The sequence below is a fragment of the Lentilitoribacter sp. Alg239-R112 genome, assembly GCF_900537175.1.
Classification (GTDB): Bacteria; Pseudomonadota; Alphaproteobacteria; order Rhizobiales; family Rhizobiaceae; genus Lentilitoribacter.
Genome location: NZ_LS999833.1, coordinates 1,902,723 through 1,926,160 on the forward strand (window position 1 = coordinate 1,902,723; position 23,438 = coordinate 1,926,160).

The 23,438-nt window shown below is 44.6% G+C and carries 19 protein-coding genes; 10 read left to right on the forward strand and 9 right to left on the reverse strand.

Annotated elements, in window-relative coordinates:
- Nucleotides 1–9: 9 nt before the first annotated feature.
- The 5 genes from G3W54_RS09505 to G3W54_RS09525 form a co-directional block, all read right to left on the reverse strand.
- A complete protein-coding gene (locus G3W54_RS09505; RefSeq protein WP_162652824.1) occupies nucleotides 10–777 on the reverse strand; it encodes an ABC transporter ATP-binding protein in 768 nt (255 codons plus the stop codon).
- Nucleotides 774–1,850, reverse strand: coding sequence for an iron ABC transporter permease (locus G3W54_RS09510; protein ID WP_162652825.1), 1,077 nt, complete (start codon nucleotides 1,848–1,850; stop codon nucleotides 774–776). The genes G3W54_RS09505 and G3W54_RS09510 overlap by 4 nt, the downstream gene beginning before the upstream one ends.
- Nucleotides 1,851–1,978: 128 nt before the next feature.
- Nucleotides 1,979–3,142: an ABC transporter substrate-binding protein gene (locus tag G3W54_RS09515; RefSeq protein WP_244627869.1), complete on the reverse strand. Its 1,164-nt coding sequence runs from the start codon at nucleotides 3,140–3,142 to the stop codon at nucleotides 1,979–1,981.
- 213 nt (nucleotides 3,143–3,355) lie between these two features.
- A complete protein-coding gene (locus G3W54_RS09520; protein ID WP_162652826.1) occupies nucleotides 3,356–4,837 on the reverse strand; it encodes an aldehyde dehydrogenase family protein in 1,482 nt (493 codons plus the stop codon).
- 1 nt (nucleotide 4,838) lies between these two features.
- On the reverse strand, nucleotides 4,839–5,945 hold the full coding sequence (locus G3W54_RS09525) for a mandelate racemase/muconate lactonizing enzyme family protein (RefSeq protein WP_162652827.1): 1,107 nt from the start codon (nucleotides 5,943–5,945) through the stop codon (nucleotides 4,839–4,841).
- Between the two features lie 116 nt (nucleotides 5,946–6,061).
- On the opposite strand from G3W54_RS09525, the gene G3W54_RS09530 reads away from it, so the two are divergent.
- The 7 genes from G3W54_RS09530 to G3W54_RS09560 all read left to right on the forward strand — a co-directional run bounded on the left by G3W54_RS09530 (nucleotide 6,062) and on the right by G3W54_RS09560 (nucleotide 14,637).
- Nucleotides 6,062–7,543 carry a PLP-dependent aminotransferase family protein gene (locus tag G3W54_RS09530; RefSeq protein ID WP_162652828.1) on the forward strand — a complete coding sequence of 494 codons (1,482 nt, stop codon included), beginning with the start codon at nucleotides 6,062–6,064 and terminating at the stop codon, nucleotides 7,541–7,543.
- A 117-nt stretch (nucleotides 7,544–7,660) separates the two neighbouring features.
- A complete protein-coding gene (locus tag G3W54_RS09535; protein WP_162652829.1) occupies nucleotides 7,661–8,737 on the forward strand; it encodes an extracellular solute-binding protein in 1,077 nt (358 codons plus the stop codon).
- 118 nt (nucleotides 8,738–8,855) lie between these two features.
- Nucleotides 8,856–9,977 (forward strand): ABC transporter ATP-binding protein, encoded by a 1,122-nt coding sequence (locus G3W54_RS09540; protein WP_162652830.1) that lies wholly within the window; start codon nucleotides 8,856–8,858, stop codon nucleotides 9,975–9,977.
- Nucleotides 9,978–9,987: 10 nt separating this feature from the next.
- A complete protein-coding gene (locus tag G3W54_RS09545; RefSeq protein ID WP_162652831.1) occupies nucleotides 9,988–10,854 on the forward strand; it encodes an ABC transporter permease in 867 nt (288 codons plus the stop codon).
- A gap of 11 nt (nucleotides 10,855–10,865) precedes the next feature.
- Nucleotides 10,866–11,726: an ABC transporter permease gene (locus tag G3W54_RS09550; protein ID WP_162652832.1), complete on the forward strand. Its 861-nt coding sequence runs from the start codon at nucleotides 10,866–10,868 to the stop codon at nucleotides 11,724–11,726.
- Nucleotides 11,727–11,731: 5 nt separating this feature from the next.
- Nucleotides 11,732–13,348, forward strand: coding sequence for a choline dehydrogenase (locus G3W54_RS09555; protein WP_162652833.1), 1,617 nt, complete (start codon nucleotides 11,732–11,734; stop codon nucleotides 13,346–13,348).
- A complete protein-coding gene (locus G3W54_RS09560; protein WP_162652834.1) occupies nucleotides 13,345–14,637 on the forward strand; it encodes an FAD-binding oxidoreductase in 1,293 nt (430 codons plus the stop codon). Before G3W54_RS09555 ends, G3W54_RS09560 begins: the two co-directional genes overlap by 4 nt.
- Nucleotides 14,638–14,668: 31 nt before the next feature.
- Here G3W54_RS09560 and G3W54_RS09565 read toward each other — a convergent pair whose 3' ends face one another.
- The gene (locus tag G3W54_RS09565) at nucleotides 14,669–15,727 is read right to left on the reverse strand and encodes an ornithine cyclodeaminase (RefSeq protein ID WP_162652835.1); all 1,059 of its coding nucleotides are present in this window, start codon (nucleotides 15,725–15,727) and stop codon (nucleotides 14,669–14,671) included.
- Nucleotides 15,728–15,738: 11 nt separating this feature from the next.
- Entirely contained in the window at nucleotides 15,739–16,671 is a 933-nt protein-coding gene (gene rocF / locus G3W54_RS09570) for an arginase (RefSeq protein WP_162652836.1), read from the reverse strand.
- Nucleotides 16,672–16,778: 107 nt separating this feature from the next.
- On the opposite strand from rocF, the gene G3W54_RS09575 reads away from it, so the two are divergent.
- The 3 genes from G3W54_RS09575 to G3W54_RS09585 all read left to right on the forward strand — a co-directional run bounded on the left by G3W54_RS09575 (nucleotide 16,779) and on the right by G3W54_RS09585 (nucleotide 19,967).
- Complete coding sequence (locus G3W54_RS09575; protein WP_162652837.1) at nucleotides 16,779–17,216, forward strand: Lrp/AsnC family transcriptional regulator; 438 nt, start codon at nucleotides 16,779–16,781, stop codon at nucleotides 17,214–17,216.
- 308 nt (nucleotides 17,217–17,524) lie between these two features.
- Complete coding sequence (locus G3W54_RS09580; RefSeq protein ID WP_162652838.1) at nucleotides 17,525–18,580, forward strand: hypothetical protein; 1,056 nt, start codon at nucleotides 17,525–17,527, stop codon at nucleotides 18,578–18,580.
- A gap of 163 nt (nucleotides 18,581–18,743) precedes the next feature.
- The gene (locus G3W54_RS09585; RefSeq protein WP_162652839.1) at nucleotides 18,744–19,967 is read left to right on the forward strand and encodes a hypothetical protein; all 1,224 of its coding nucleotides are present in this window, start codon (nucleotides 18,744–18,746) and stop codon (nucleotides 19,965–19,967) included.
- 188 nt (nucleotides 19,968–20,155) lie between these two features.
- On the opposite strand, the gene G3W54_RS09590 is transcribed toward G3W54_RS09585, so the two are convergent.
- Nucleotides 20,156–22,171, reverse strand: a complete 2,016-nt coding sequence (locus G3W54_RS09590; RefSeq protein ID WP_162652840.1) for a beta-N-acetylhexosaminidase — start codon at nucleotides 22,169–22,171, stop codon at nucleotides 20,156–20,158.
- Nucleotides 22,172–22,328: 157 nt separating this feature from the next.
- On the reverse strand, nucleotides 22,329–23,405 hold the full coding sequence (ugpC, locus tag G3W54_RS09595) for a sn-glycerol-3-phosphate ABC transporter ATP-binding protein UgpC (RefSeq protein ID WP_162652841.1): 1,077 nt from the start codon (nucleotides 23,403–23,405) through the stop codon (nucleotides 22,329–22,331).
- Nucleotides 23,406–23,438 lie beyond the last annotated feature (33 nt).

Genomic DNA, 23,438 nt, shown 5'->3' on the forward strand with positions numbered 1-23,438 from the left:
ACTAATCTTCTACAAACTCGCAGAAATGGCCTTTACGCCCCCTTTCGTCTCATACATCTCAATGTTAACACCATAGGTATCGGCTAGGTGAGTTGAAGAGAGTACTTGAGACGCTGCTCCATCTTCGATAATCATTCCTTCGCGCATGAGAATAAGCCTATCAGCATAACGTGCTGCCAAATTCAAATCATGAAGGGCTACAAATGTTGTTGTATTTCGCTCATGAGTTACCTTGCGCACTGTGTGCATGATCTGAAGTTGGTGCTTAAGATCAAGTGCACTCGTTGGTTCATCAAGCAGAAAAATATCAGGTGTACGAACAAATGCTTGCGCCAGTGAAGCCATTTGCTGTTGGCCACCTGACAAATCACTTATGTATGTCTGAGAAAGGTGTTCTATGTTCAGCTCACTAAGTATATCTGACACGGCTTCGATATCCCGATTACGCACCCGCCAGCCGTTCATATGTTTTTTGGCAAGCAACACCGTCTCAAAAACAGTCAAAGCTGCATTGCTGGAAAAAAACTGTGGCGTGAAGCAAACATGCTTGCTCCACATAGCTGGACCGAGCTCTTGCGCAGTGTTTCCACTAAACGAAATTTGTCCCTTCGCAGGTTTTAGCAATCCTGCGATACATCGAAAGAGTGTCGATTTTCCTGTTGCATTTGGCCCAATAACAGCGATGACTTCGCCTCGTGTATCAGCCGATAAGTTTACATCACGAAGAACATTTTTTCCTGGGTAATTAAATGAAAGGTTTTTTATTTCCAGATTCATTGCCAGCTCTTTCTTCTTACTGAGAGGATAAGACTTATGAAGAAGGGAATCCCAATAAGTGATGTAATCATCCCGATTGGATAAACCACCCCCGGATTTAGTGCTTTACTTAAAATCGATGTTAGAGACATGATTAAGCCGCTTGAAACTGCTGACAGTGGTAGGAAATATCGCTGATCTTCCCCCACAATCATTCGTGCAATATGTGGGCCAACTAAGCCAACAAAGGCAATCGTGCCGACAAATGACACAGCTGTTGCAGCAAGCAATGAGATAAGCACAAGCATTTCAATACGAAGTCTTTTTACATTAACACCCAAACTGGCTGCTTTATCATCACCCATCCGCAAAGCTGTTAGTGCCCAATTGCGCGACATAAAATAAGGAATAGATATTGCCAGAAGCCCAACACACATCGCCACCTTTGGCCAGCTGGCACGCGATAAAGAGCCCATCATCCAGAAAACAATTTGCGTAAGTTGTATCTCCGAAGCAGCATACTGCATAAGAGCTAGAAGCGCATTGAACGTGAACATCATGGCAATACCAACAAGAACCATTGTCTCCGTCGTAACACCTCGCATTTTGGTAAATGCATAAATAATAAACGAAGTTGAAAGCGCCAGAACAAATGCATTGACAGTCACAAGAAATGGACCTGCAATTGGAATGAGATTAATTTGAAATACGATAGCTAGCGCAGCGCCGAAACTTGCCGCCGATGAAATGCCCAATGTGAACGGATCAGCAAGTGGATTGTTGAGGATTGTTTGCATCTCAGCCCCGGCACACCCCAGCATAGCACCCACAAGAACCGCCATTATAGCGATTGGCAACCGTAAATCCCAAACAATAACATGAGTCTGAACATCAGCACTTGAGGGGTTGGCAATTGTCGCCAAAACATCACCTACAGGCATGAAGCTTGGCCCCCAGCTTATATCAATAATAAAACTGGTTAGCAGCAATGCTGTTGCTATCAGGATTAAAATTCTACGCTTATAGGAGCGCATAATAAATTTGGTTACGGTATCATCTACCACAAGTTCATCTGGTGCTATTTGTATGGTCATTTTTGATTTCGCAGCTTGGCAACCGATGAAAACAAACAAGGTACTTCTCTTGTTTTAACATCTTACTGCCCTAAAAAGAGCCGGTCTGCATCAGCATAGCAGACCGGCATTGTTACATTACTTGCGCATTATTGGAGGGTAGCCCAAAAAACGCCGCTAGCTTCGATAGGCAGGAATTGGTCGTGTAATTCCTTAAAAGTTTCCTCTGGATCGAGATCACTAAACTCTTCCGGATGGAACCATTTTGCAAAAGCTTGCAATGCAACAAAGTGATAAGGACTATTATAGAACTGGTGATAAACTGAGTGGAAACGCTTACCTGTGACAGCATCCATAGATGACCAGCCTTTACGATCAGCAAGTCCTTTGAGGCGCTCCTGCACAGCCGCATCAGTCGCATCATAACCAAGAAGAACAGACGTCACAGACGGGCGGTTAACAGACCAGTTTGCGCCTGTTCCAATAACGATTTCTGGGTTATCTGCAAGTACCGCTTCAAAGCTTGCCTCACCAGAAAACCCTGGGAATTTTTGCGTTCCCCAATTCACGCCACCTGCTTCATCAACAAGGCGTCCAAAATTAGCGCCACCATATGTCTTGCAACAAAATTCAGGATTCCAACCCGGTGCATTTTCTATAAACACCAATGGTCGCTGGTCATTATCCATATTATCTACAATGTTCGTTACTCGGCGCATTTGCATAATGTAATAATCTACAAACTTTTGCGCTTCGTCTTGCTTATCAAATACACGTCCCATTAACATAAGACTGGGCACAGTATTTTGTGTCGGGCGCTTACGAAAATCAACAAAGATAACTGGAATACCAACCTTTTCTAGCTTCTCTATCAACCCTGTTTCTTCTGCTTTGAATAGGTTACCCAAATTAAGGATTACAAGATCAGCATCCAAGGAAATAGCACTTTCGATACTGAAGTCACCTGAATACGGACTGCCAAAATTTTTGATATTTTCAGTCTTCCCAGGAAACTTCGCTTTATATTTCTCAAACGCATCCGGGTCATATTTAATAAGATCATCTTTCCATCCGATTATACGTTCGAACGGGTTTTCACGATCAAGAATAGCAACGGAGTACATCATACGCCCCTCACCCAGAATGACCCTCTTAACACCCTTCTTTACTTCAACAGTACGTCCCGCGACATCTGTTACAGATATCGTCTTTTTATCCATCGCAGAAACTTCTACGGCAGATATTGTCAAGAAAGCTGCAAATAAAAGTGAAATGACTCGCCCAAAATCTGGACGAGAAAATTTAAATATCATTATGATCTCCATGTTCGAGTTCAAGGCTCGATTTTTAATATGAGTGTTTTACTCATATTTACAAAAGCAAATAATCAAACATGATAAAAATAGTCAAGTATTATTTTAATATTATAAGGTTATTATGATTTCCTGCCTGAGCCAGGCTAACTCAAACATAAATTGCCATGCCTAAAACCTTGGATGAAAACACGTATCATAAGATACAGCGCTTTAAATTTTCGCTGCAATACTCTTTATCTTGCAATAACTTTTCAGGCCTTCCAGACCTTTTTCACGACCGAAGCCTGATTGTTTATTGCCGCCAAACGGGACCTCAATACCACCTGCAAAATACTCGTTAATATAAACTTGGCCAGCATCAATATCACGCGCCAACTCCAATGCTGTTGATATATCACTGGTATATACACCCGCCGCCAGACCGAAATTACTATTGTTTGCTAATGACAGTGCATCCTCGGCATTTTCAGCAATTTGAATAGTTAGGACGGGACCAAAAATTTCGTCCTGTACCAGTTCATCATCTACAGGGCGATTTGCAATGATTGTGGGTTGATAAAACCAACCCTTCCCCGTTTGTGGATCAGAAGTGACTGCACCACCTGTTAAAATTTCAGCACCACGTGTTTTTGCCCGGTCTACAAAACCGGCTACTTTTTGCAGATGCTCAGCACTATTAACCGGCCCAACTTGCGGATTTCGCAACCCATGTCCGAGCGTCAAATCTTGCGCACGCGCACATAGTTTCTCAACAAATTCATCATGTATGCCACGTTCGATAACAAGGCGTGATCCAGCGGAACAAATTTGTCCCGCATTTTCAAAAATCGCCCCTAAAACGCCCTCAAGGGCACTATCTTGATTACAATCATTTAAAACGACGATAGGAGATTTCCCGCCTAATTCAAGCACAACCCGCGTTACAGAATCTGCTGCAACTTTCATAACCGACTTACCCGTCGCCACTGATCCAGTGAACGTGATTTGGTCTATACTTTTATGTGCAACTAATGGTGCACCGACATCAACGCCAGTACCGGTGACAACATTACATACTCCCGCAGGTAATCCCGCCTCAACCAATAACTCAGCAAGCAACAAAGCAGAAAAAGGAGTTTGCTCTGCTGGTTTGGCGACCACAGTACAGCCAGCGGCAAGCGCAGGTGCTATTCCACGAGCGGCCGTAGAAATCGGAAAATTCCAAGGAATAACATGCGCTGTGACACCCACAGGCTCAATCAGACTAAAACCAATATAACCGTGAGTTAATGGGAAAGTATCACCTTGTAGTTTATCGCAGGCACCAGCATAATATTCAAATGCTCGCGCCGCACCACGGACATCACCCAAAGCCTCATTCAATGGCTTTCCACAATCAAGACATTCAACAAATGCTAGTCGCTCTTCATTCTGTAAAATCAGCTTCGCCGCGTTCTGTAGTATTCGAGCGCGTTCAGCCGGGGGAACTTTTCGCCATTTTGTTTCAAATGCGTATTGCGCACTCGCAACAGCGTCATTGACATCAGCAACAGTGCCATTTGTAAACTGAGCAAACACTTCACCTCGTCCAGCATCAAAACTGTCCATTGATGTACCGCTTTGCGAAGTTACATATTCACCTTCGATAAAATGATTATGCGGCAGTCCCTCAACCGGCTTTCCCGAAAAAATGTCCGCAGTGGTAAGTTGCATGTTAAGTGTCTAGCTCGCTAATTTGATATGTTGATTTTGACAGCCATTCCGGGTTGATGTCTACTCCCCAACCCGGCGCATCTGTAACGGTGGCCTTGCCATCCGAAATTTCATAAGGGTCGTTTACAAAAATTTTGTCTTGCCATGGATAGTAATCTAGCCCCTCGATAGAGAACTCCAAATATTTCCCAACATTGGGTATAGCTCGCAAAAGATGCATAGTGAACAACGTTACCATAGATAAGTTGGCGCAGTGTGGCGTGACGGGAATACCTGCTTCTTCCGCCATTTTAGCTACTCTAAGTGTACGATTTATGCCGCCAAGATAACAAATATCGGGCTGGATAATATTCACAACTCCATCACTAATCATTTTTTTCCAGTTGGCCATCATGCAATCTTGCTCACCTCCAGTCACATCAATATCGAGTGCCTCTGTAACCTCTTTGGTTTGCTCAAACTCCCAGTAAGGACATGGCTCTTCAAAATGTGAAATCCCATGATCTTGCAAAATACCACCCACCTCGATTGCTCGATCCGGTGAATAACAGGAGTTAGCATCCACAAGTAAGGCAACATCATCGCCCATCGCTTTACGCATTGTTGGGATAATCTGCTCCGTACGTCCTGGCCATTCATCAATGTTACGACCAACTTCAGCACCAATCCGGAATTTGAATGCATCAAAACCCTTTTCATCTCGCAGACGTTTAAGTCGCTCAGCTTCATCATTAGGCGTAATATCGCGTTTCATAGACGACGCATATGCTCTAAAAGCGCCGGGCGAACCACCGATCATAGAGCAAACAGGCTTGTCCTCGCATTTACCTCGCAAATCCCAAAGGGCTGTATCAATGCCACCCATAGCTCTGCGTAAATATGATCCGGGAAATTTATGTTCTCGATCCCGCACGATATCAACAATAGAATCTATATCGTAAGCATCCATACCCAATACATAAGGAGCGACTTGCCGCTGGATAACCTGTGCCGTAATATCCGCATAATAGGGCGCAACCTGCCCCCACCCTTGCGATCCATCTTCTGTTGTCACGCGTGTAAAACAGATGAATTCGTCTGTAAAAGTCTCAATTGATTTGATTTTCATGCGGGTACAACCTTACAAATATCTTACATATTTATGCTTGACGATACTTAATATTGGTCTTTTAATAAGATCCATTACGGCGTTTTTGTCAGACCAATTTTGAAAGCCTCAACGACATGAAAAAACAAGCCGGAGCGTTGCTCTCGTCCATTCATATCGATCGTGGGTCAAATAGAAAAATTGGTGTGCAACTTTATATGGGGCTTCGCGACATCATCTTGTCTGGTGGTCTATCCGCTGGTGACCGCTTGCCTGCCACCCGCACACTAGCAAAAGAACTCATGATATCCAGAACAACGGTGATCGATGCTATTGATCGGCTTACTGCAGAAGGAATTCTTGTCTCACGGGTGGGCGCAGGAACATTTGTCAGTGATATTCTAGAGCATAAAAGACCAATTCTTACAACAAGTGGATTATCTGGTAAAACACCTGAGAAACCGCGCATTTCTCATGCGATAAGTCACGCGGCCGACGTTTATGGTCCCCGCACTTGGTTGCCACATACCCCGCGAGCATTTGTAACGGCATTGCCTGCACTTGATGCTTTTCCAATGGCACATTGGTCTCGTATTTCCGCCCGTCATCTTCGCAGCAGTCGCGCCGAAGTTATGGGGTATGGACAGCCACAGGGGCATAAAGATCTACGTCGTGCAATAGCCTCCCATCTAAATGCATCTCGTGGAATAAAGGCCTACCCGGAGCAGATATTTATAACATCAGGTGCACAACAGGCATTCTCGCTCATAGCACGTATTCTTCTCAATGCAGGTGATCGCGTTTGGTATGAAAACCCTGGCGCAACGGGTGTGCGCAATGCCTTTATAGCAAGTGGCGCTCAGCTTGTGCCTGTACCTGTAGATTCCGAAGGCTTGAACGTTGCCGAAGGTCTGGCAAAAGAACCTCATTTCCGGCTTGCATTTGTAACCCCTTCACACCAGCAACCACTTGGACATACGATGTCGATTGCTCGTAAACTGGCTTTACTTGAAGCAGCCAACGAAGCACAAGCGATCATCGTTGAAGACGACTATGACGGTGAGTTCTATTTCGGTGAGCTCGCCCAACCGCCGCTTAAAAGCATAGACACCTATGACCGTGTCATCTATGTGGGCACGTTCTCCAAAACGCTATTTCCTTCGCTTCGTCTTGGCTTTATTCTGGCTCCACAAAACCTTGTTAGCATCTTTGACCAAGTATTTTCTTCATGGATAAGCGGGCCGCCCACATCAACACAGGCAATTGTCGCTGACTTTATGGATGAAGGTCAGTTTGCCACACATATTCGATTGATGAGAAAACTATATAAAACGCGTTATGAAGAGCTTATGGATGCAAGTCAAAGCTTACCAGAGACCATAAAAGTACAGCAAACAACAAGCGGATTTCATACAACTGCCTATCTAGACAAATGGGTAAATATTGATGAAGTAATCACACAAGCCGCTGAAAAAGGTGTCACGATTGCGCCGATCAGCCGATATTGTCTCCAACCTATCGCCCAAAATGGACTTGTACTTGGTTTCGGGAGCACCAACCCAAGCGACATTCAAGCGAGCTTGAATATTTTAGGCTCCTTACCTGCACTGCACAAGTAATTGGTCTGAAAAATATTTCATAATGGATATAAACCGTAGTCCAATCTATTCATAAGCTCGAAATCTAGCATTTGCAGACTGTTGATGTAATGAAGCGGTCAAAATTGGGAGAATATAATGAAAACAACGTATAAATTAGCGGGAATAGTATCCGCATTGATGCTGTCTACAGCACCGATAGCGCAAGCAGAAACATTGCGACTTCTCACCTGGGGTTCCTATGCTCCTGAGGCGCTCGTCCAAAAATTCGAGGAGCGTTATCCAGATATAGAAGTTGAAGTTACATTTTCAAACAATGAAGAAATGATTGCAAAACTTCGCGCGACAGGCGGTGCTGGTTTTGATCTAGCGCAACCAAGCCATGACCGTATTTATTCCGCTCAACTTGAATATGACATCTATAAGCCTTTAGATCTATCCAAGATTGACACATCGGTAATGGACCCCACCCATCTGGAAGGCGTAAAAGCCAATACGACAATTGATGGTGAAGTTTATGCTGTGCCGCATCAATGGGGTACATCCGGCTTGATGGCTGACAAAACAAAAGCACCAGACTTTAAAGGTTGGGGTGATTTGTGTGACCCTCAATATGCTGGTCGTACATCCATGCGTTTAAAACGCACTATTCTTTTGGGTACAGCCTTCTCACTAGGACATGATCCATTTGCAGCCTATTCTGATCTGGATAAATATCAGTCTATCCTCGATCAAGTTGCCGATAAACTGATTGAATGCAAATCCAATATCAAAGCCTATTGGAAAGGTGGCGATGACTTGTCAGCTATGATGCTTTCAGGCGAGATTGTCGCATCTGAAACATGGGATTCAACAGCCTACAAACTGTTTGCGCAAGACAGCAATATTGTGTTTGTTCCACCTGAAACTGGTGCGCTAGCATGGATCGACACCTTTACAATTCCACGTAAGGGAAAGGCCGATGATGCCGCCTATAAATGGATCAACTTCGTGCTTGAACCAGAAAATGTAAGCCTTATGTCAGCAAGTACAGGTGCAATTGCAGCCGTTCCTGGTGGTTTGGAGTTACTACCAGAAGACAAGCGCGCTGCAGTAACCGCAGCCTTCTCAGCTGATGACATTGCCAATCTTAAATTCTTTGCGAACATTCCCGCAGGTGTTGAAGATATGGAAGGTAAAACACTTGAAAAAATTAAAGCTGCCACTGGTGGCTAGTTAGACTTTTTGTGCGGTGGTTTCTGTACTCTCTTCGAGAAATCACCGCATTTTTATATCGATGTTTTATCTTCTAAAACATTTTATGTGAACAAATTTCCCCAGTCTGGATTTGTAGATGTCTAATGCCGATGATCAGGTACATGATCTTGAATGCACAAATATTGTAAAGACTTTTGGAGCCGTTCGTGCCGTCGATAATGTTTCCTTTAGTATTCCAAAGGGATCGTTTTTTTCAATTCTTGGCCCTTCTGGATGTGGCAAAACCACTCTCATGCGTATGATAGCAGGATTTGAAAATCCAAATTCCGGCGACATTCATATTAAGGGCACTTCAGTGCTGAACACGCCGCCCAACAAGCGCAATGTTAAAATGGTTTTTCAACATCTTGCGCTGTTTCCCATGATGAATGTTTATGAAAACATTGCATATGGTCTGAAATGTAAAGGAGCAGACAAAGCCGAAATTGATCGAAAAGTAAAAGATGTACTTGAACGGATTGCCCTTCCCGATGTTGCAAATCGCGAAATTCATCAATTATCAGGCGGTCAAAAACAACGCATCGCGATTGCACGTTGTATGGTTCTTGATCCAGATGTTTTACTATTGGATGAGCCATTAGGTGCTCTTGATCTAAAATTGCGCGAAGCAATGAAGATCGAACTTAAGCTTCTGCAACATCAGTTCAACACAACCTTTATTTACATAACCCACGATCAATCTGAAGCGTTGGTGATGTCTGATCACGTGGCTATTATGAACAATGGTAAATTTGAACAAATTGGACGACCTGAGGAACTATATCACGCGCCCAAAACAGCTTTTGTCGCAGGCTTTGTCGGAGATTCAAATCGCTGGAACGGCAAAATTACAGATTTGGGGAAAGACTTTGCACAAGTAACAACAAATGCAGGCTTAACAATGGCATGTAAACGCCGAGATGATGATGGTCTGGCTCAAGGGGATGCCGTTGATATATTTGTTCGACCTGAATTTATCGGCGCTCAGAAAGTCCAAAACACTAAGACAAACGCAAATTCTGCTCCTGAAAATAAGCTCCTTGGAAAGGTCGATTCCGTACTATTTAACGGCGCGAATAGTCGTGCACTTGTTCGCGGACCCTCGCAAGAATTGATTGAGGCCGATATAGTTGTCACAGGTGGCACTGATGATTTACGCGCGGGTGATGATGTTAAGCTGACCTGGTCTGGTCAGCAAACCATGTGTTTTGCGACTTAGGAAGGCGATCATGCAAAGTGACATAAAACGTCTTTCCCTGATCTTGCTATTTGCACCATTCGCCTTATGGATTCTTCTTCTGATCATAGTGCCGCATATGGGTATGGTTGTATTATCCCTACGTGAGAAAGTTGCGCCCCGTGTTTATGAATTCGGATTAGGCAATTACATCGACTTCATTCATGAGCCTATCTACTGGAACACATTGTTACGCACCGGAAGTATGTCGCTTTTAGTCACAGTTCTCGCATTGATTATCGGTTTCCCGATTGCTTATTACATCGCCAAAATAGCAGGTAGAAGATCTCGCGGCGCATTGTTTTTGTTGTGTCTGATCCCCTTATGGGTAAGCGATCTAATTCGAGCATTTGGTTGGATCCTATTGCTTCGTGAAACTGGCGTTTTCTCCACTTTCTTACAATGGAGTGGGATAGTCAGCGGACCGATTGAATTTCTTTATAACGACATCACCGTTGTCGTTGGTCTCGTTTATACGGTTATTTTATTTATGATCGTTCCACTCGTATCCACACTAGACGGTATGGATGACGCTATGATTGAAGCCGGCTATAATTTGGGTGGCAATGGTCGAACTGTCTTGCGCAAAATCATCATTCCGTATGCAATGCCAGGTATCGTATCCGGCTGCATTGTGGTGTTTATGTTGACAGCAGGTAGTTACCTTACCCCAATTCTTCTGGGTGGCAAAAATTCCAGCTGGTTTACCGAGCAGATTTACGATCAGTTTATCACACGCTTTAACTGGGAGTCTGGCGCTGCGTTCGGTTTCTTATTACTCGCTTTCACATCATTGGTTATTTGGCTTGGCCTTAAACTCACAGGGCAAACACTTGCCAACACAGTTGCGAAGAGTTGAGGAGCAAAACAATGGCATCATCAACAAAAAACGAAGCATTCCTTTTAGGATATCGACTTTATGTCATCGCCTTCTTCATATTCCTTGCAGCGCCTTTAGTCGCAGCGGGTAGCTTTGCATTTAACGATTCCTTGTTCCCTGCGCTCCCATGGCAAGGCTTTACGCTGGATTGGTTTTTTAATGACAGTGAACCAAAACTCGGGATGTTTCATGACAGGCGGTTGCTTCGCGGGTTATATTACTCTGCCATCATTGGCTTCTTTGTCTCCACGCTGTCTGTTTTTGTCGGCACCTGCAATGCATTTTTGTTTGTAAGAGGAAATTTCCCTGCCAAGAACTTCCTGTATATCCTGATGATTTTACCACTGGTTATTCCGGGTGTGATTTTGGGTATTTCTATTCTTGTCATGGCCAGTAACATTGCAAATGGCCTTGAAGATAAATTCAACTTTGAACTCGAATTTCTCAGACCTGGCATCATTCTCGTCGTTTTGGGACAATTCTCCTTTGTTACGACGATAACCTCATTGGTAATTACCGCACGTCTGAAGAAATTTGATTACACAATGGAAGAGGCTGCACTCAACCTTGGTGCCAGCCGAATGCAGGTATTGCGTTCTGTTACTTTACCTTATTTAAGACCGGCAATGATCGCTGCGGGCATAGTTGCGTTTCTGGTTTCATTTGAGAATTTCAACACGACATTATTCCTTGTCGGATCAGAATCTCCACTTACAATCACAATGTTCGACCGAATGGCAAAAGTTGGCTCGACGCCAGTACTAAATGCCGTATCATTTTTCCTTATTGTCGGCTCTGGTTTCCTCGCTCTGATCAGTGTTGTCATTCAACGTGATAAATCTTCGGACTAAGTAAAATGCCGGAATTTGATTTTATAATCATAGGTGCAGGGTCTGCGGGGTGCGTTCTCGCCAATCGTTTAAGTGAGAACGGAAAATATAAGGTTTTGATGCTCGAAGCCGGAGGCAGCGATCTAAATTTTTGGATTTGGATGCCAATAGGTTACGGTAAAACCTTCTATCGCCGCAGTGTAAACTGGATGTATGAAACCGAGCCGGATGCAGCGTTAAATGGCCGCGTATCCTATTGGCCGCGCGGCAAGGTTATGGGTGGCTCAAGTTCCATCAACGCGATGGTCTATATTAGGGGGCAAAGGGAAGATTTCGAAGACTGGAAAAATATGGGAAATACCAACTGGGGTTGGTCTGATGTTCTACCATATTTTAAAAAGTCGGAGCAAAATGATAAGGGACAGGATGATTTTCGCGGCGAGACTGGCCCCCTTCACGTTGCAACAATGGACAAACATCTGCATCCGCTTTGTCAAAATTTTATCCAAGCGGGTCAACAAATACAAATCCCGCATAATGCCGACTTTAATGGTGCTGAGCAGGAAGGGATCGGCACATATCAAAATACCATGAAAGACGGCATGCGCATGTCAACAGCGCGCGCTTATATTCGTCCAGTAAACAAAAGGAAAAACCTGCACATTATAAAGAAGGCAATGGCATCACGGCTTTTGTTCGATGGCACGCGCACAATCGGTGTGGAATACAACCAGAATGGTAAGATCAGACAAGCATTTGCAAAACATGAAGTCATACTTTCTGCAGGTGCAATAAACTCCCCGCAAATTTTGCAGTTGTCCGGTATTGGTCCTGCAAAGTTTTTGAAATCCAAGGGCATTGACGTCATTCACAACGCTAGGGGCGTAGGACAGAACCTACAAGATCACCTTGGTCTGGATTTTATATATCGCTCAAAAGTACCAACACTGAATGACCAACTACATTCATGGCATGGCAAATTATGGCAGGGAATGCGTTATGTTTTAACGCGTGGCGGTCCCTTATCGGCAGGCGTGAATCAAGGTGGCGGATTTGTTCGAACTCGCCCGGATTTAACCCGACCGAATATGCAACTATTCTTTTCGCCAGTCAGCTATACCAAAGCTCCGCCAGGCAAGCGCCCATTGATGAATCCTGACCCGTTCTCAGGTTTTTTATTAGGATATCAACCGACCCGCCCAACCAGCCGCGGACATCTGAAAATCAAATCCACCAATCCATCCGATGCACCTGTAATTTATCCCAATTACCTTGCCACAGACTATGATATTCAAGAGATGCTGGAAGGGTCAAAGTTCATGCGAAAAATCTCCGAAGCACCGGCTCTTAAAGAGATCATTGAAAGAGAAATTTCACCTGGCCCAGAGGTACAAAACGATAGTGAATTTATAGATGACATAAGAGCAAGGGCTGGAACAGTATTCCATCCAGTCAGCACATGCAAAATGGGTAGTGATCCTAAACGTGATGTCGTTGATCAGCGCTTACGAGTTTACGGCGTACAAAACTTGCGCGTTGTGGATGCATCCATTTTCCCGACACTGACTTCAGGAAATACCAATGCACCGACAATCATGGTGGGTGAAAAGGGTGCTGATTTGATATTGGAAGATCATAAATGAATGTGTTTACCGATGATTTTAAACCTCAACCTTTTTGGTGGGATGCTGCATCTCTTGAGCAGCAAACAACGCAGAACCTACCGCAATCCGCCGATGTTGTTATTATTGGTTCTGGCTACACTGGATTACAAGCCGCATTGCAGGTTGCGCGCGCTGGCAAATCAACGCTGGTGCTAGACGCAGAAGCTTTGGGGTTCGGTGCAAGCAGTCGAAATGGCGGGCAAATTTCAACATCCATCAAGCCGTCATTCTCAAAACTTTGCAGGAAGTATGGAACGACGATTGCAACAAATATCTTGCGCGAGGGGCAAGCTTCACTCGATTACATGAAAAACTTTATGGTTGAGGAAGATATTGAATGCGAGTTCAAAACACCGGGGCGCTTTCACGCCGCTCATACTCCTCGCGCCTATGAAAGGCTTGCCAAAGAATGCGAGGAGGTCACGGGGATTGTAAAAACGGACGCCTATGTTGTAACCAAGGCAGAACAACATAGCGAACTTGGAACAGACGTCTATCATGGCGGCGCAGTCTACCCCCATCATGCAAGTATTCATCCCGGTCTTTACCACAAAGGCCTGTTGAATGTGGTGCGCAAGGCAGGTGCAGAGATCATATCACATTGCCGGGTTACCAACATTGAACGACAGAAGAACGGATTTCAATTATCCACTGGTTTGGGTCAAGTTCGAGCTGGGAACGTAATCATCGCCACCAACGGATATACAGGCACGTTAACACCATGGCAGCAAAGACGCATTATCCCAATTGGATCATACATTATTGCAACAGAGGAATTACCGAAGCATACAATAGATCAATTAATGCCAACAGATCGCATCTTGTCGGATACGCGAAAATTGGTCTATTATTATCGGCCATCTCCAGATAGAAAACGTATTCTTTTCGGCGGGCGGGTCTCTCTTAGTGAGACCGACCCAAAACAAACCGGACCATTGCTACGAGATGAACTTATTCGCATATTTCCCGAGCTGGCAGACGTCCGCATCAGCCATTCATGGTCTGGGTTAGTCGGTTTTACATTTGACTCAATGATGCACGCTGGCAATGATAACGGGCTATATTATGCGATGGGTTATTGCGGCTCAGGTGTAGGCATGGCAAGTTATTTGGGAATGAAAATCGGTCAGCAAGCAGCTGGCAACTTGCCAAATGTAACAGGTTTTAGTGAAATCCCATTTCCAACACGCCCACTGTATAGCGGCAATCCATGGTTTCTGGCGCCATCAGTCCTATTTTACAAATGGCGTGATCGTCTTAACTTTTAAGCTACAATCACTAACTTGGTCCGAACACTTGCTAGAGTTTAGCTCGGTTTAACATCCCATACAAATCCCTTGGATCATCAGGGTCAGCAATCATATCCAGATCATAAAAATAGCCGGTTTCTGAAAGCTGGTCGTAGATATACCGAAGAGCAGAGAAATCCTCGATTGCAAAACCAACACTATCAAAAAGCGTGGTCTGATTATCATCTTTACGGCCCACGACTTCACCTGTGATAACTTGCCATAACTCAGTTACCGGGTAATCATCGTCTAGCTGTTGAATTTCACCTTCAATTCTGGTTTGCGGCGGATATTCAACAAAAATATCCGACCTTAATAGAATATCTTTGTGCAGCTCCGTTTTGCCCGGACAGTCACCACCAATAGCGTTGATGTGCTGTCCGCGCCCAACCATATTATCCGTTAGAATGGTCGCATATTGTTTATCGGCAGTACACGTCGTGATAATATCGGCGCCCTGTACTGCTTCTTCTGAAGACCTGCAAACCTTGATGTTCAAACCTGTTGAAGATAGATTTTGCACAACCTTATCAGTAGCAGCTGGATCAATATCATAAAGGCGAATACTGTTAATGCCCATAATCTCCTGAAATGCCAACGCTTGAAATTCGCATTGTGCTCCATTGCCAATTAGTGCCATTGTCTTTGAATTTTCCGGCGCAAGATATTTCGCTGCAAGCACAGATGTTGCAGCTGTGCGAAGCGCGGTTAGAACCGTCATTTCCGACAGCATGACAGGGTAACCATTATCAACGCTTGCCAGTAATCCAAATGCAGTAACGGTTTGAAACCCGCGCGCCATGTTCGCAGGGTGCCCATTAACATACTTAAACCCATAAAGCTCACCATCAGATGTTGGCATAAGTTCGATAACCCCATCGGACGAATGGGCTGCCACACGTGGCGTTTTATCAAAATCGGGCCAGCGTTTGAAATCACTTTCAATATAAGATGCTATCCCAGCAATCGCGTTACGAATACCGATGTGGTGAACAATCCGCATCATATCAGCGACACTTACGAATGGCACCATCGCAAGCTCAGAAGGCTGAGGTGGTCTCTTAAACATCTATAACTCCATTAATATCTAGTCGTAGGTCGATCAAGAACATTGCGGCCTGTCAGGCTAGCGCAAAGATCAACCATTAGCTGGGCTGTCCGCCCACGTTCATCCAAAAAAGGGTTAAGCTCAACCATATCTATGGACGTAACTAGTTCGCTTTCGAAAAGCATTTCCATAACCAAATGAGCTTCTCGAAAAGTCGCACCGCCTGGCACAGTTGTACCTACAGCTGGGGCAATGCTGGGGTCTAAAAAGTCAACATCAAAACTGACATGCAGTCGCCCCTTGTCTGTGTGAACACGTTCAAGAAACGATTTGAGCGCAGATTTAATTCCGATCTCATCGATACGCCGCATATCATAAGTTTCAATAGGTAGCTCATTGATAAGTTCACGTTCTGAAACATCCACTGATCGCAATCCTATAAAACAAAGATTCTCAGGCTCAATCGGTGCAGCTAGCTTCGGATAAATATTATCAAATCCATCTCGCCCAAGTAGATAATTAATTGGAGTACCGTGGAGGTTACCAGACTTGGTAGAGGAAAGGCTATGCATGTCGGGATGTGCATCCAACCATAATACATATTGGGGCTGCCCTAGTGATTTAGCATATTCTGTAACACCGGAAACAGTTCCAATCGACATTGAATGGTCACCACCGAGGAAGATGGGAACATCACAAAAAGTACATGCAGAGCGCGCAATATTTTGTAAGTTTTTCGCCCAATTCGCGACTTCACTTAAGTTTTTTATTGCTTCATTAGGGTGGGTGTACTGCTTAAAACTATCCAAGCGGGCGTTTCCAGCATCTGTTACTTGATGACCCAATTCTTTGAGAACATCGATCAATCCGGCCGTACGAAGCGCATCCGGTCCCATGAGACAACCTGCCTGGCTGGCGCCTTCCTGAATAGGGGCGCCGATAATGTGATAATGTTTTGGCGACATGATAATTCCTGTTTTTCATACCTTACTGAGAATAAAGCTGGAAAACGAGCCAGAAAATTGTATAATAAGTCTAATATTATATACAATTTATATAGAAAATTATCATAATGTTTGATGCCGTAAAAATTGATGAAATGGATCGAAGAATCATCACCCTGCTAAAACATGATAGTCGGATTCCAATCACCTCGATTGCAAAAACGCTTCTCATTTCACGTCTTACGGTAAAAGCGCGAATAGACAAATTATTGAAATCGGGAGCAATTCAAAAATTCACAGTACAAGTCGCAACAATGGCAGAAGCGAATATAGTTCACGCCATCACCAACATAGAGGTTCAAGGCTTAAAATCGGAACTGGTCCAGCGACATTTGCGAAAAATACCGGAAGTCATCAGCCTTTATACCACGAATGGAAAATGGGGATTAGTTGCCCAAACCGAAACATCCGACTTGCAGCATTTTGATGAAGTTTTGTTCAAAATTGATAAGATACCGGGTATTGTCAGCGCCGAAACATGCATCCTGCTCAATAAAGTTGTATGATTTCATATCAAAGTCGCAAAGTACACCTGCGTCGATCACAGAATATAATTTATAGATCAATCGCTATTTCGTCGGTGTGACCTTCTAAATCAATAAGCTCCCTTGATATTTATTTATTGCGGCGGTTTTCGCTGCTTTTATCTCCAGATATTGTGATGTTGAACATAACGATCGATGCATTGATTATTGATTATTGATTATTGATTTTCAGTCTCTCAATAACTTAGATTAAAGCAACACTGTTGTTTATACTCGTCATTGAGAATCAATTTAGCAAACTCTTTTGAGATACAGTAAGGTTAGAACTCTTGCCGCACACGAAACCAAATACGAATGCGAAGGACCGCTTGGATGAGGCTCGCATTGAAGAGATTGAACGTCTAACAAAAGACGTGTTCGACCAATCACCAACACGTGTTGCATTTCCAGGCGGAGCACACCGAGCAGCATTTGTTGCTGAAATTTCGAATGAGCTATACGTACTTGCGAAACGTGAAAGGGAAGCAGATGCGCAACTTGAAGCAATCGTTCTTAAAACGTTATCACCTTGCGGGCACGTACCCAAATTTATTGCCCGATCTGGCCGCTGGTTAATTCAAGAATGCTTATCTGGGGCTCGAGTGCCAGTAACAATGAACAATCAGACAAAGATGAGTGCGCGCGTTGAACTGCTAGAGAGCTCTATCACATCGCTTCTTATAATCCGTGACTTTGCTCATCAGGAAAATTTGCAACATCGTGTCCCAAAAATTGGCGCAAAACCGGACTGGCTTGCTCGTAGAGTCGGGAACATGGCCACCATATCTCAAAAACTTGATATTCCTTTACCTCAAATCGATCCACATTTTTTGCAAGCCGCCTATCAGAGTAAGCATCAGGATTTTGTCAAATGGGACTCGCGTCCAGGTAATGCACTTAAGTATAATGATAAAATATACTGGTTTGACTGGGAAGATTGCGGTCGACGCAATGCTCTAGATGACTTTATCTGCCTCATGATGGATGAATGGACTATGATTGATTTTCCAAATGAGGAAAAACTGATTGAACAATATCTGCCAAAATTTGCTGGTGGTATGTCTACCGGCCAGGCCTACACATATTTTCCCATCGCATCTCTCATACAAATCGCATTCCGGCTTCGACTGGCAATAAAATACAAGATGCAAGAAGGTAAATGGTGGGATCGCGAAAAATGTTTGGCAGGCGATAAAGTTGGCGTAACACCACCTGAAGTAACACGGCTCTTAAATAGAGCAATCCGACTTACTAATGGTTCTGTAGGGTGTAATGAAAGAATAAAAGATTGTCGTGTCTGGATTGATAATATCGCAAAGAAACTTGAGCTACATCTATCAGAATAGATAACACCTTCAATTTATACAACAAAGATGACCGTTGTTAAATTTAAAATTTGAATAAAATCCGGCTAGTTAAGTTTAATCTTTAAGGTTAAAATCGGTCAATTTCCACACACCCCCTTATTTGATGTAGATGAGATACCTCATAAGAACTGGAGGTGTCACGATGGCCTATAATAGCGACAAAATTTTTAACTGGTACAATTGGGGTAATCATCCCCGCTATGATGACAGCAATCATGGCAGTGGATCAAAAGGTGGCAAAGGCTCCGGTTCTGGCTCAGGTAGCGGCTCTGGCAGCGGCAAGGGTTCCGGTAGTGGAAGCGGAAGTGGCAAAGGTTCTGGTTCCGGTTCCGGCGGACACAACAATCCGTGGCAGGATCCATGGCATAACAACGGTTCTGGATCTGGTAGCGGCAAAGGCTCAGGCTCCGGTTCTGGATCAGGTAGCGGCTCCGGCAGCGGCAAGGGTTCCGGTAGTGGAAGCGGAAGTGGCAAAGGTTCTGGTTCTGGTTCCGGCGGACACAACGATCCGTGGCAGGATCCATGGCAGAACAACGGTTCTGGATCTGGTAGCGGCAAAGGCTCCGGTTCTGGATCAGGTAGTGGCTCCGGCAGCGGCAAAGGTTCCGGTAGTGGAAGCGGAAGTGGCAAAGGTTCTGGTTCCGGTTCCGGCGGACACAACGATCCGTGGCAGGATCCATGGCAGAACAACGGTTCTGGATCTGGTAGCGGCAAGGGCTCAGGCTCCGGTTCTGGATCAGGTAGTGGCTCCGGCAGCGGCAAAGGTTCCGGTAGTGGAAGCGGAAGTGGCAAAGGTTCTGGTAGCGGAAGCGGAGATACAGATGGCAACAGTTGCGATCCTATACACGGTACCAAGTACGATGATTATCTTGTAGGTGGCGACGGGTTAGATGTATTTGTCGGATCAAAAGGTAATGATTACATTGATGGCAAAGGTGGCGACTACAATCAGGTGGACTATTTAGGTAAAGCTTCGCAATTCCAGTTTACGGAAAATGATGATGGCACAATAACCGTAATAACCCCGGATCACGGCACTGATACGCTAGATAATATTGATGGAATCTGGTTCTCTGGTGAAGACAAATGGTACTCGATTAATGATCTATTCAGCAATGATGAAGTCGATCAGGGAGAACATAACCCATTTATCGGTACAGAAGATGATCAGACTTTTGTTGGCCAGACGGAGGAATACAGTCAGGTTGATTTGCAAGGTTCAAAATCAGATTATATCTTTACCAAAAACGACGATGGAACAATGACATCATCAAGCGATCAATATGGTACTGATACATACGAAGATATCGATGGTATCTGGTTCCTTGATGAAGAAGTCTGGAGTTCAACAGACGGTTTAATCTAAGATAACATGTGTCTACCCGGTGGGCTTGCTCACCGGGTAGCTTCACGACAATAGATTCCCAATGCTAAATTAGCTCAATCCTCCAGCTTAAACATTAAGCATAATGCGGCAACAGATAATTCAATGAATTACGATTGAATTGGCGTAGTCCCAAAGATCTCATCTTACAGAACAGTTACTTGACCCAGTTACTTGGCCCAGTTTCCATAAAGTATAGGCATCATGCCCGCCAGAGCTTTAAACCGCGGCCATGACTTTCGTTCGTGCTGCGTCCAGCCTGCTTCAGCAATGGCCGATAATCTTGGAAAAACCAATCTGTCGAAAATTGCCCTGTCCGTCATGGATTCACACCATATACACGCTTGTACTCCGAGTAATTGTTTACGTTGCGCATCTGTCCAACCTTCAGTCGGATTGAACATATAGGTTTCTTCAGGACCAGACCAACCAGCCCACCCCGCACCAGGTTCCGACCAAGCAGTGCTATTGGCCATATCCAGATAATATCGCTGACCAGGAGATACGACAACATCATATCCGGCACCTGCGAGGGAAGCAGAAGTTTCAACGGAACGCCAGCCAACCAAATAGCATTCCGATTTTTCGATCACATCCCCATGGGCAGCTTCTTCCCAACCGCCCGTTACGCAACCACGAGAGGCCAAAAACGTTTGTATGCGCTCTAAAAAAGCAGCCTGCAAAATAGCAGCGCCAGACCCATCAATCTCATCTGCCCCCTCATGATTGCTTATTGTGTTGGTTAGTTTTGCGTGCCCATCTGCAACCGCATCACCAGCCAACTTGCGCAACATCGCCAATGCTTGTGGGGAACCCGACCATGCCGCAATCGGCACTTCATCAGCCCCAATATGAATTATTTTTGATGGAAATAATTCTATAATTTCATCGAAAACAGTTTCCAAAAATCGAAAAGTCTCATCACGAGCAGGATTCAGGCAATTATTGGGAAAGCCCTGCACAGAGTAATAGGTCCCAGTTTCGTCGGGGTCCAGAAGTTCGGGAACCGACCGCAATATCGGGTAACTATGGCAGGGTATATCCACCTCAGGCACAACCATGATGCCATAATTATCAGCCTGCGCTACAAGCTCGCGAATGTTGCTTTTCGTATAGTAGCCACCGGAGCGCTCTGGGCCGGACCCTAAAAGAGGTGGCATGACCAATCCATGGCCGCGCCATGCGCCGATTTCGGTCAGTGCAGGATAGGCATCAATTTCGATACGCCATGCCTCATCATCTGATAGGTGCCAATGAAAACGGTTCAACTTATTCCACGCCATGATGCATAAAAACTGACCAACCTCAGCGGTACTGAAAAACTGCCTGGCAACATCAAGGTGACTTCCGCGCCAACGATGACTTGGCTCATCCTCGATTTTACCAGCGGTAGGAAACACAAAGTTTTTCTTGTGTTGGCGGGCGCCCCTTAAAATTTGACCAAGTGTGATTAGCCCGTAGAGAAAACCGGTGCGGGTTGTTGCACAAACCTCGACATCACTCTCTGAAAATTCAATTACGTAGGCTTCTGGCGCGAGATTTTTTTCATCTACAAAGCGCACGGGAAAGCCGCCCTCTGCCGCATCCCGCACCAATCCCTCTACTGGAAAAAGACGCGTTGCCAGTGTTGTAAAATTCTGGGCTGCGGCCTCGGACATTTCGCTATTCGGCTGCAATTCCAAACCTTGAGGTACTGAACGAGAACCTTCTATTGAAACTGAATTCGGCCATGGAATAATTGACACGGCAACTGGTGTTTTTTCAGGTACAGGAAAACGTGCGGCACCCTTAAGCAGAGCTTCATTATTGCCGATTGCCTGAGTGGGAGAAACATCTACAGGCACGATATTTTCATCTTCCGAAACGAGATAGGCCGTATTCGCTCCATCGCTCCAATGTCGCAGCGGATAGCTCAATCCATGTACAGTAATAGTCCATTTGTCACCGGGGGCTAGCTCAAAACCCGACGGAGGAGATAATTGCGTATGATTAGACAATCGAACATCTAAATTAGCGCCGTCAATTTTTGCGAGCGGATCTATACGCGCTGGCCCGCTAAAACACAGTTTGAACTCACTAATGGTGTGTTCACCATCATTTGTTAGCTCCAAAATATAAGATAAAGGTGTGTCAGAACTTTCCGGCACCCATTTGGTTTCCAGCGAGATGTTATGTGCGTAATTCATGTTTGTCTCCAATGAATCTTGGCGCTTATCAGACAAGATAAAAGTTCAAAATTTCACGGTCATTGATCAAGTAATATGCAAACCGATCTCTTCGAGATCGTTACAGAACCAACTTCTATTACGTAAAAAAACCGAAACTGCAGGGATACCAAAAAAATTAGTGAACAGCCAATTCATCGGCATCAAATAGATGCGCAGCATCCAAGGTAAATGACATTTTGGCAGGCTTATCTTCCGAAAGATCCGGATTACCATCAAACAAAGCAATGAAAGTATCATTTCCGGGCAATTCTGAATATGTAATCGTATGGATGCCGAGATGTTCAACAATATTTGGCTTAAGTTCGATAGTAAATTCACCCTCGCCCAAAAACATATGTTCAGGACGGATACCCAAGGTGACTTGCTGTCCTGCCAAATGATCTGCTTTGCGCGGCAAGGCAATCGTCCCCAAATCACCCAAATCAACTTTCAATGTTTTACCATCGGCAGAAATACATTCACCCTTAATAAAATTCATTCTAGGACTACCAATGAAACTTGCAACAAATTGATTGTCCGGTCTGTTGTACAAATCTAGCGGCGAACCAATTTGTTCAAAATTACCAGATCGCATTACCACGATCTTGTCCGCCATCGTCATGGCTTCAACCTGATCATGGGTTACATAAATCATAGTTGACCCGAGTGTTTTATGAAGCTCCATCAATTCAATACGCATATCGGACCGTAGTGCTGCATCCAAATTTGAAAGCGGCTCATCGAAGAGAAAGATTTTAGGGTGACGTACAATCGCACGACCAATAGCAACACGTTGTCGCTGGCCACCAGACAAAGTACCCGGGCGCTGCTCTAGGCGCGCATCCAACTGTAGTACTTTTGCGGCAACATCCACACGTTTCTTAACTTCATCATTTGGAAGACGCTCCACGCGAAGTGGGAAGGCCATATTTTCGAACACGGACATGTGCGGATATAGAGCGTAGGACTGGAACACCATCGCTATACCACGTTTAACGGGAGGAAGATTATTCACGGACTGATCATCGATAACAATGTCGCCACCCGTCACATCCTCAAGGCCAGCAATCATACGCAACAATGTGGATTTACCACATCCGGAAGGGCCGACAAAAACGACAAATTCACCCTCTTCAATTTCAAGATCAATACCGTTGATGATGCTGACATCACCGAAGCTTTTTTGAATATTTTTAAGTTGAAGTTGTGCCATGTTTCCGTTTCTCTGTCTTTATACAAGGCGCGC

What these genes read in the sequence shown, in the direction of transcription:
- G3W54_RS09505 (WP_162652824.1), bottom strand. Translation starts at nt 777, where the DNA reads ATGAATCTGGAAATAAAAAACCTTTCATTTAATTACCCAGGAAAAAAT.
- G3W54_RS09510 (WP_162652825.1), bottom strand. Translation starts at nt 1,850, where the DNA reads ATGACCATACAAATAGCACCAGATGAACTTGTGGTAGATGATACCGTA.
- G3W54_RS09515 (WP_244627869.1), bottom strand. Translation starts at nt 3,142, where the DNA reads ATGATATTTAAATTTTCTCGTCCAGATTTTGGGCGAGTCATTTCACTT.
- G3W54_RS09520 (WP_162652826.1), bottom strand. Translation starts at nt 4,837, where the DNA reads ATGCAACTTACCACTGCGGACATTTTTTCGGGAAAGCCGGTTGAGGGA.
- G3W54_RS09525 (WP_162652827.1), bottom strand. Translation starts at nt 5,945, where the DNA reads ATGAAAATCAAATCAATTGAGACTTTTACAGACGAATTCATCTGTTTT.
- G3W54_RS09530 (WP_162652828.1), top strand. Translation starts at nt 6,062, where the DNA reads ATGAAAAAACAAGCCGGAGCGTTGCTCTCGTCCATTCATATCGATCGT.
- G3W54_RS09535 (WP_162652829.1), top strand. Translation starts at nt 7,661, where the DNA reads ATGAAAACAACGTATAAATTAGCGGGAATAGTATCCGCATTGATGCTG.
- G3W54_RS09540 (WP_162652830.1), top strand. Translation starts at nt 8,856, where the DNA reads ATGTCTAATGCCGATGATCAGGTACATGATCTTGAATGCACAAATATT.
- G3W54_RS09545 (WP_162652831.1), top strand. Translation starts at nt 9,988, where the DNA reads ATGCAAAGTGACATAAAACGTCTTTCCCTGATCTTGCTATTTGCACCA.
- G3W54_RS09550 (WP_162652832.1), top strand. Translation starts at nt 10,866, where the DNA reads ATGGCATCATCAACAAAAAACGAAGCATTCCTTTTAGGATATCGACTT.
- G3W54_RS09555 (WP_162652833.1), top strand. Translation starts at nt 11,732, where the DNA reads ATGCCGGAATTTGATTTTATAATCATAGGTGCAGGGTCTGCGGGGTGC.
- G3W54_RS09560 (WP_162652834.1), top strand. Translation starts at nt 13,345, where the DNA reads ATGAATGTGTTTACCGATGATTTTAAACCTCAACCTTTTTGGTGGGAT.
- G3W54_RS09565 (WP_162652835.1), bottom strand. Translation starts at nt 15,727, where the DNA reads ATGTTTAAGAGACCACCTCAGCCTTCTGAGCTTGCGATGGTGCCATTC.
- rocF (WP_162652836.1), bottom strand. Translation starts at nt 16,671, where the DNA reads ATGTCGCCAAAACATTATCACATTATCGGCGCCCCTATTCAGGAAGGC.
- G3W54_RS09575 (WP_162652837.1), top strand. Translation starts at nt 16,779, where the DNA reads ATGTTTGATGCCGTAAAAATTGATGAAATGGATCGAAGAATCATCACC.
- G3W54_RS09585 (WP_162652839.1), top strand. Translation starts at nt 18,744, where the DNA reads ATGGCCTATAATAGCGACAAAATTTTTAACTGGTACAATTGGGGTAAT.
- G3W54_RS09590 (WP_162652840.1), bottom strand. Translation starts at nt 22,171, where the DNA reads ATGAATTACGCACATAACATCTCGCTGGAAACCAAATGGGTGCCGGAA.
- ugpC (WP_162652841.1), bottom strand. Translation starts at nt 23,405, where the DNA reads ATGGCACAACTTCAACTTAAAAATATTCAAAAAAGCTTCGGTGATGTC.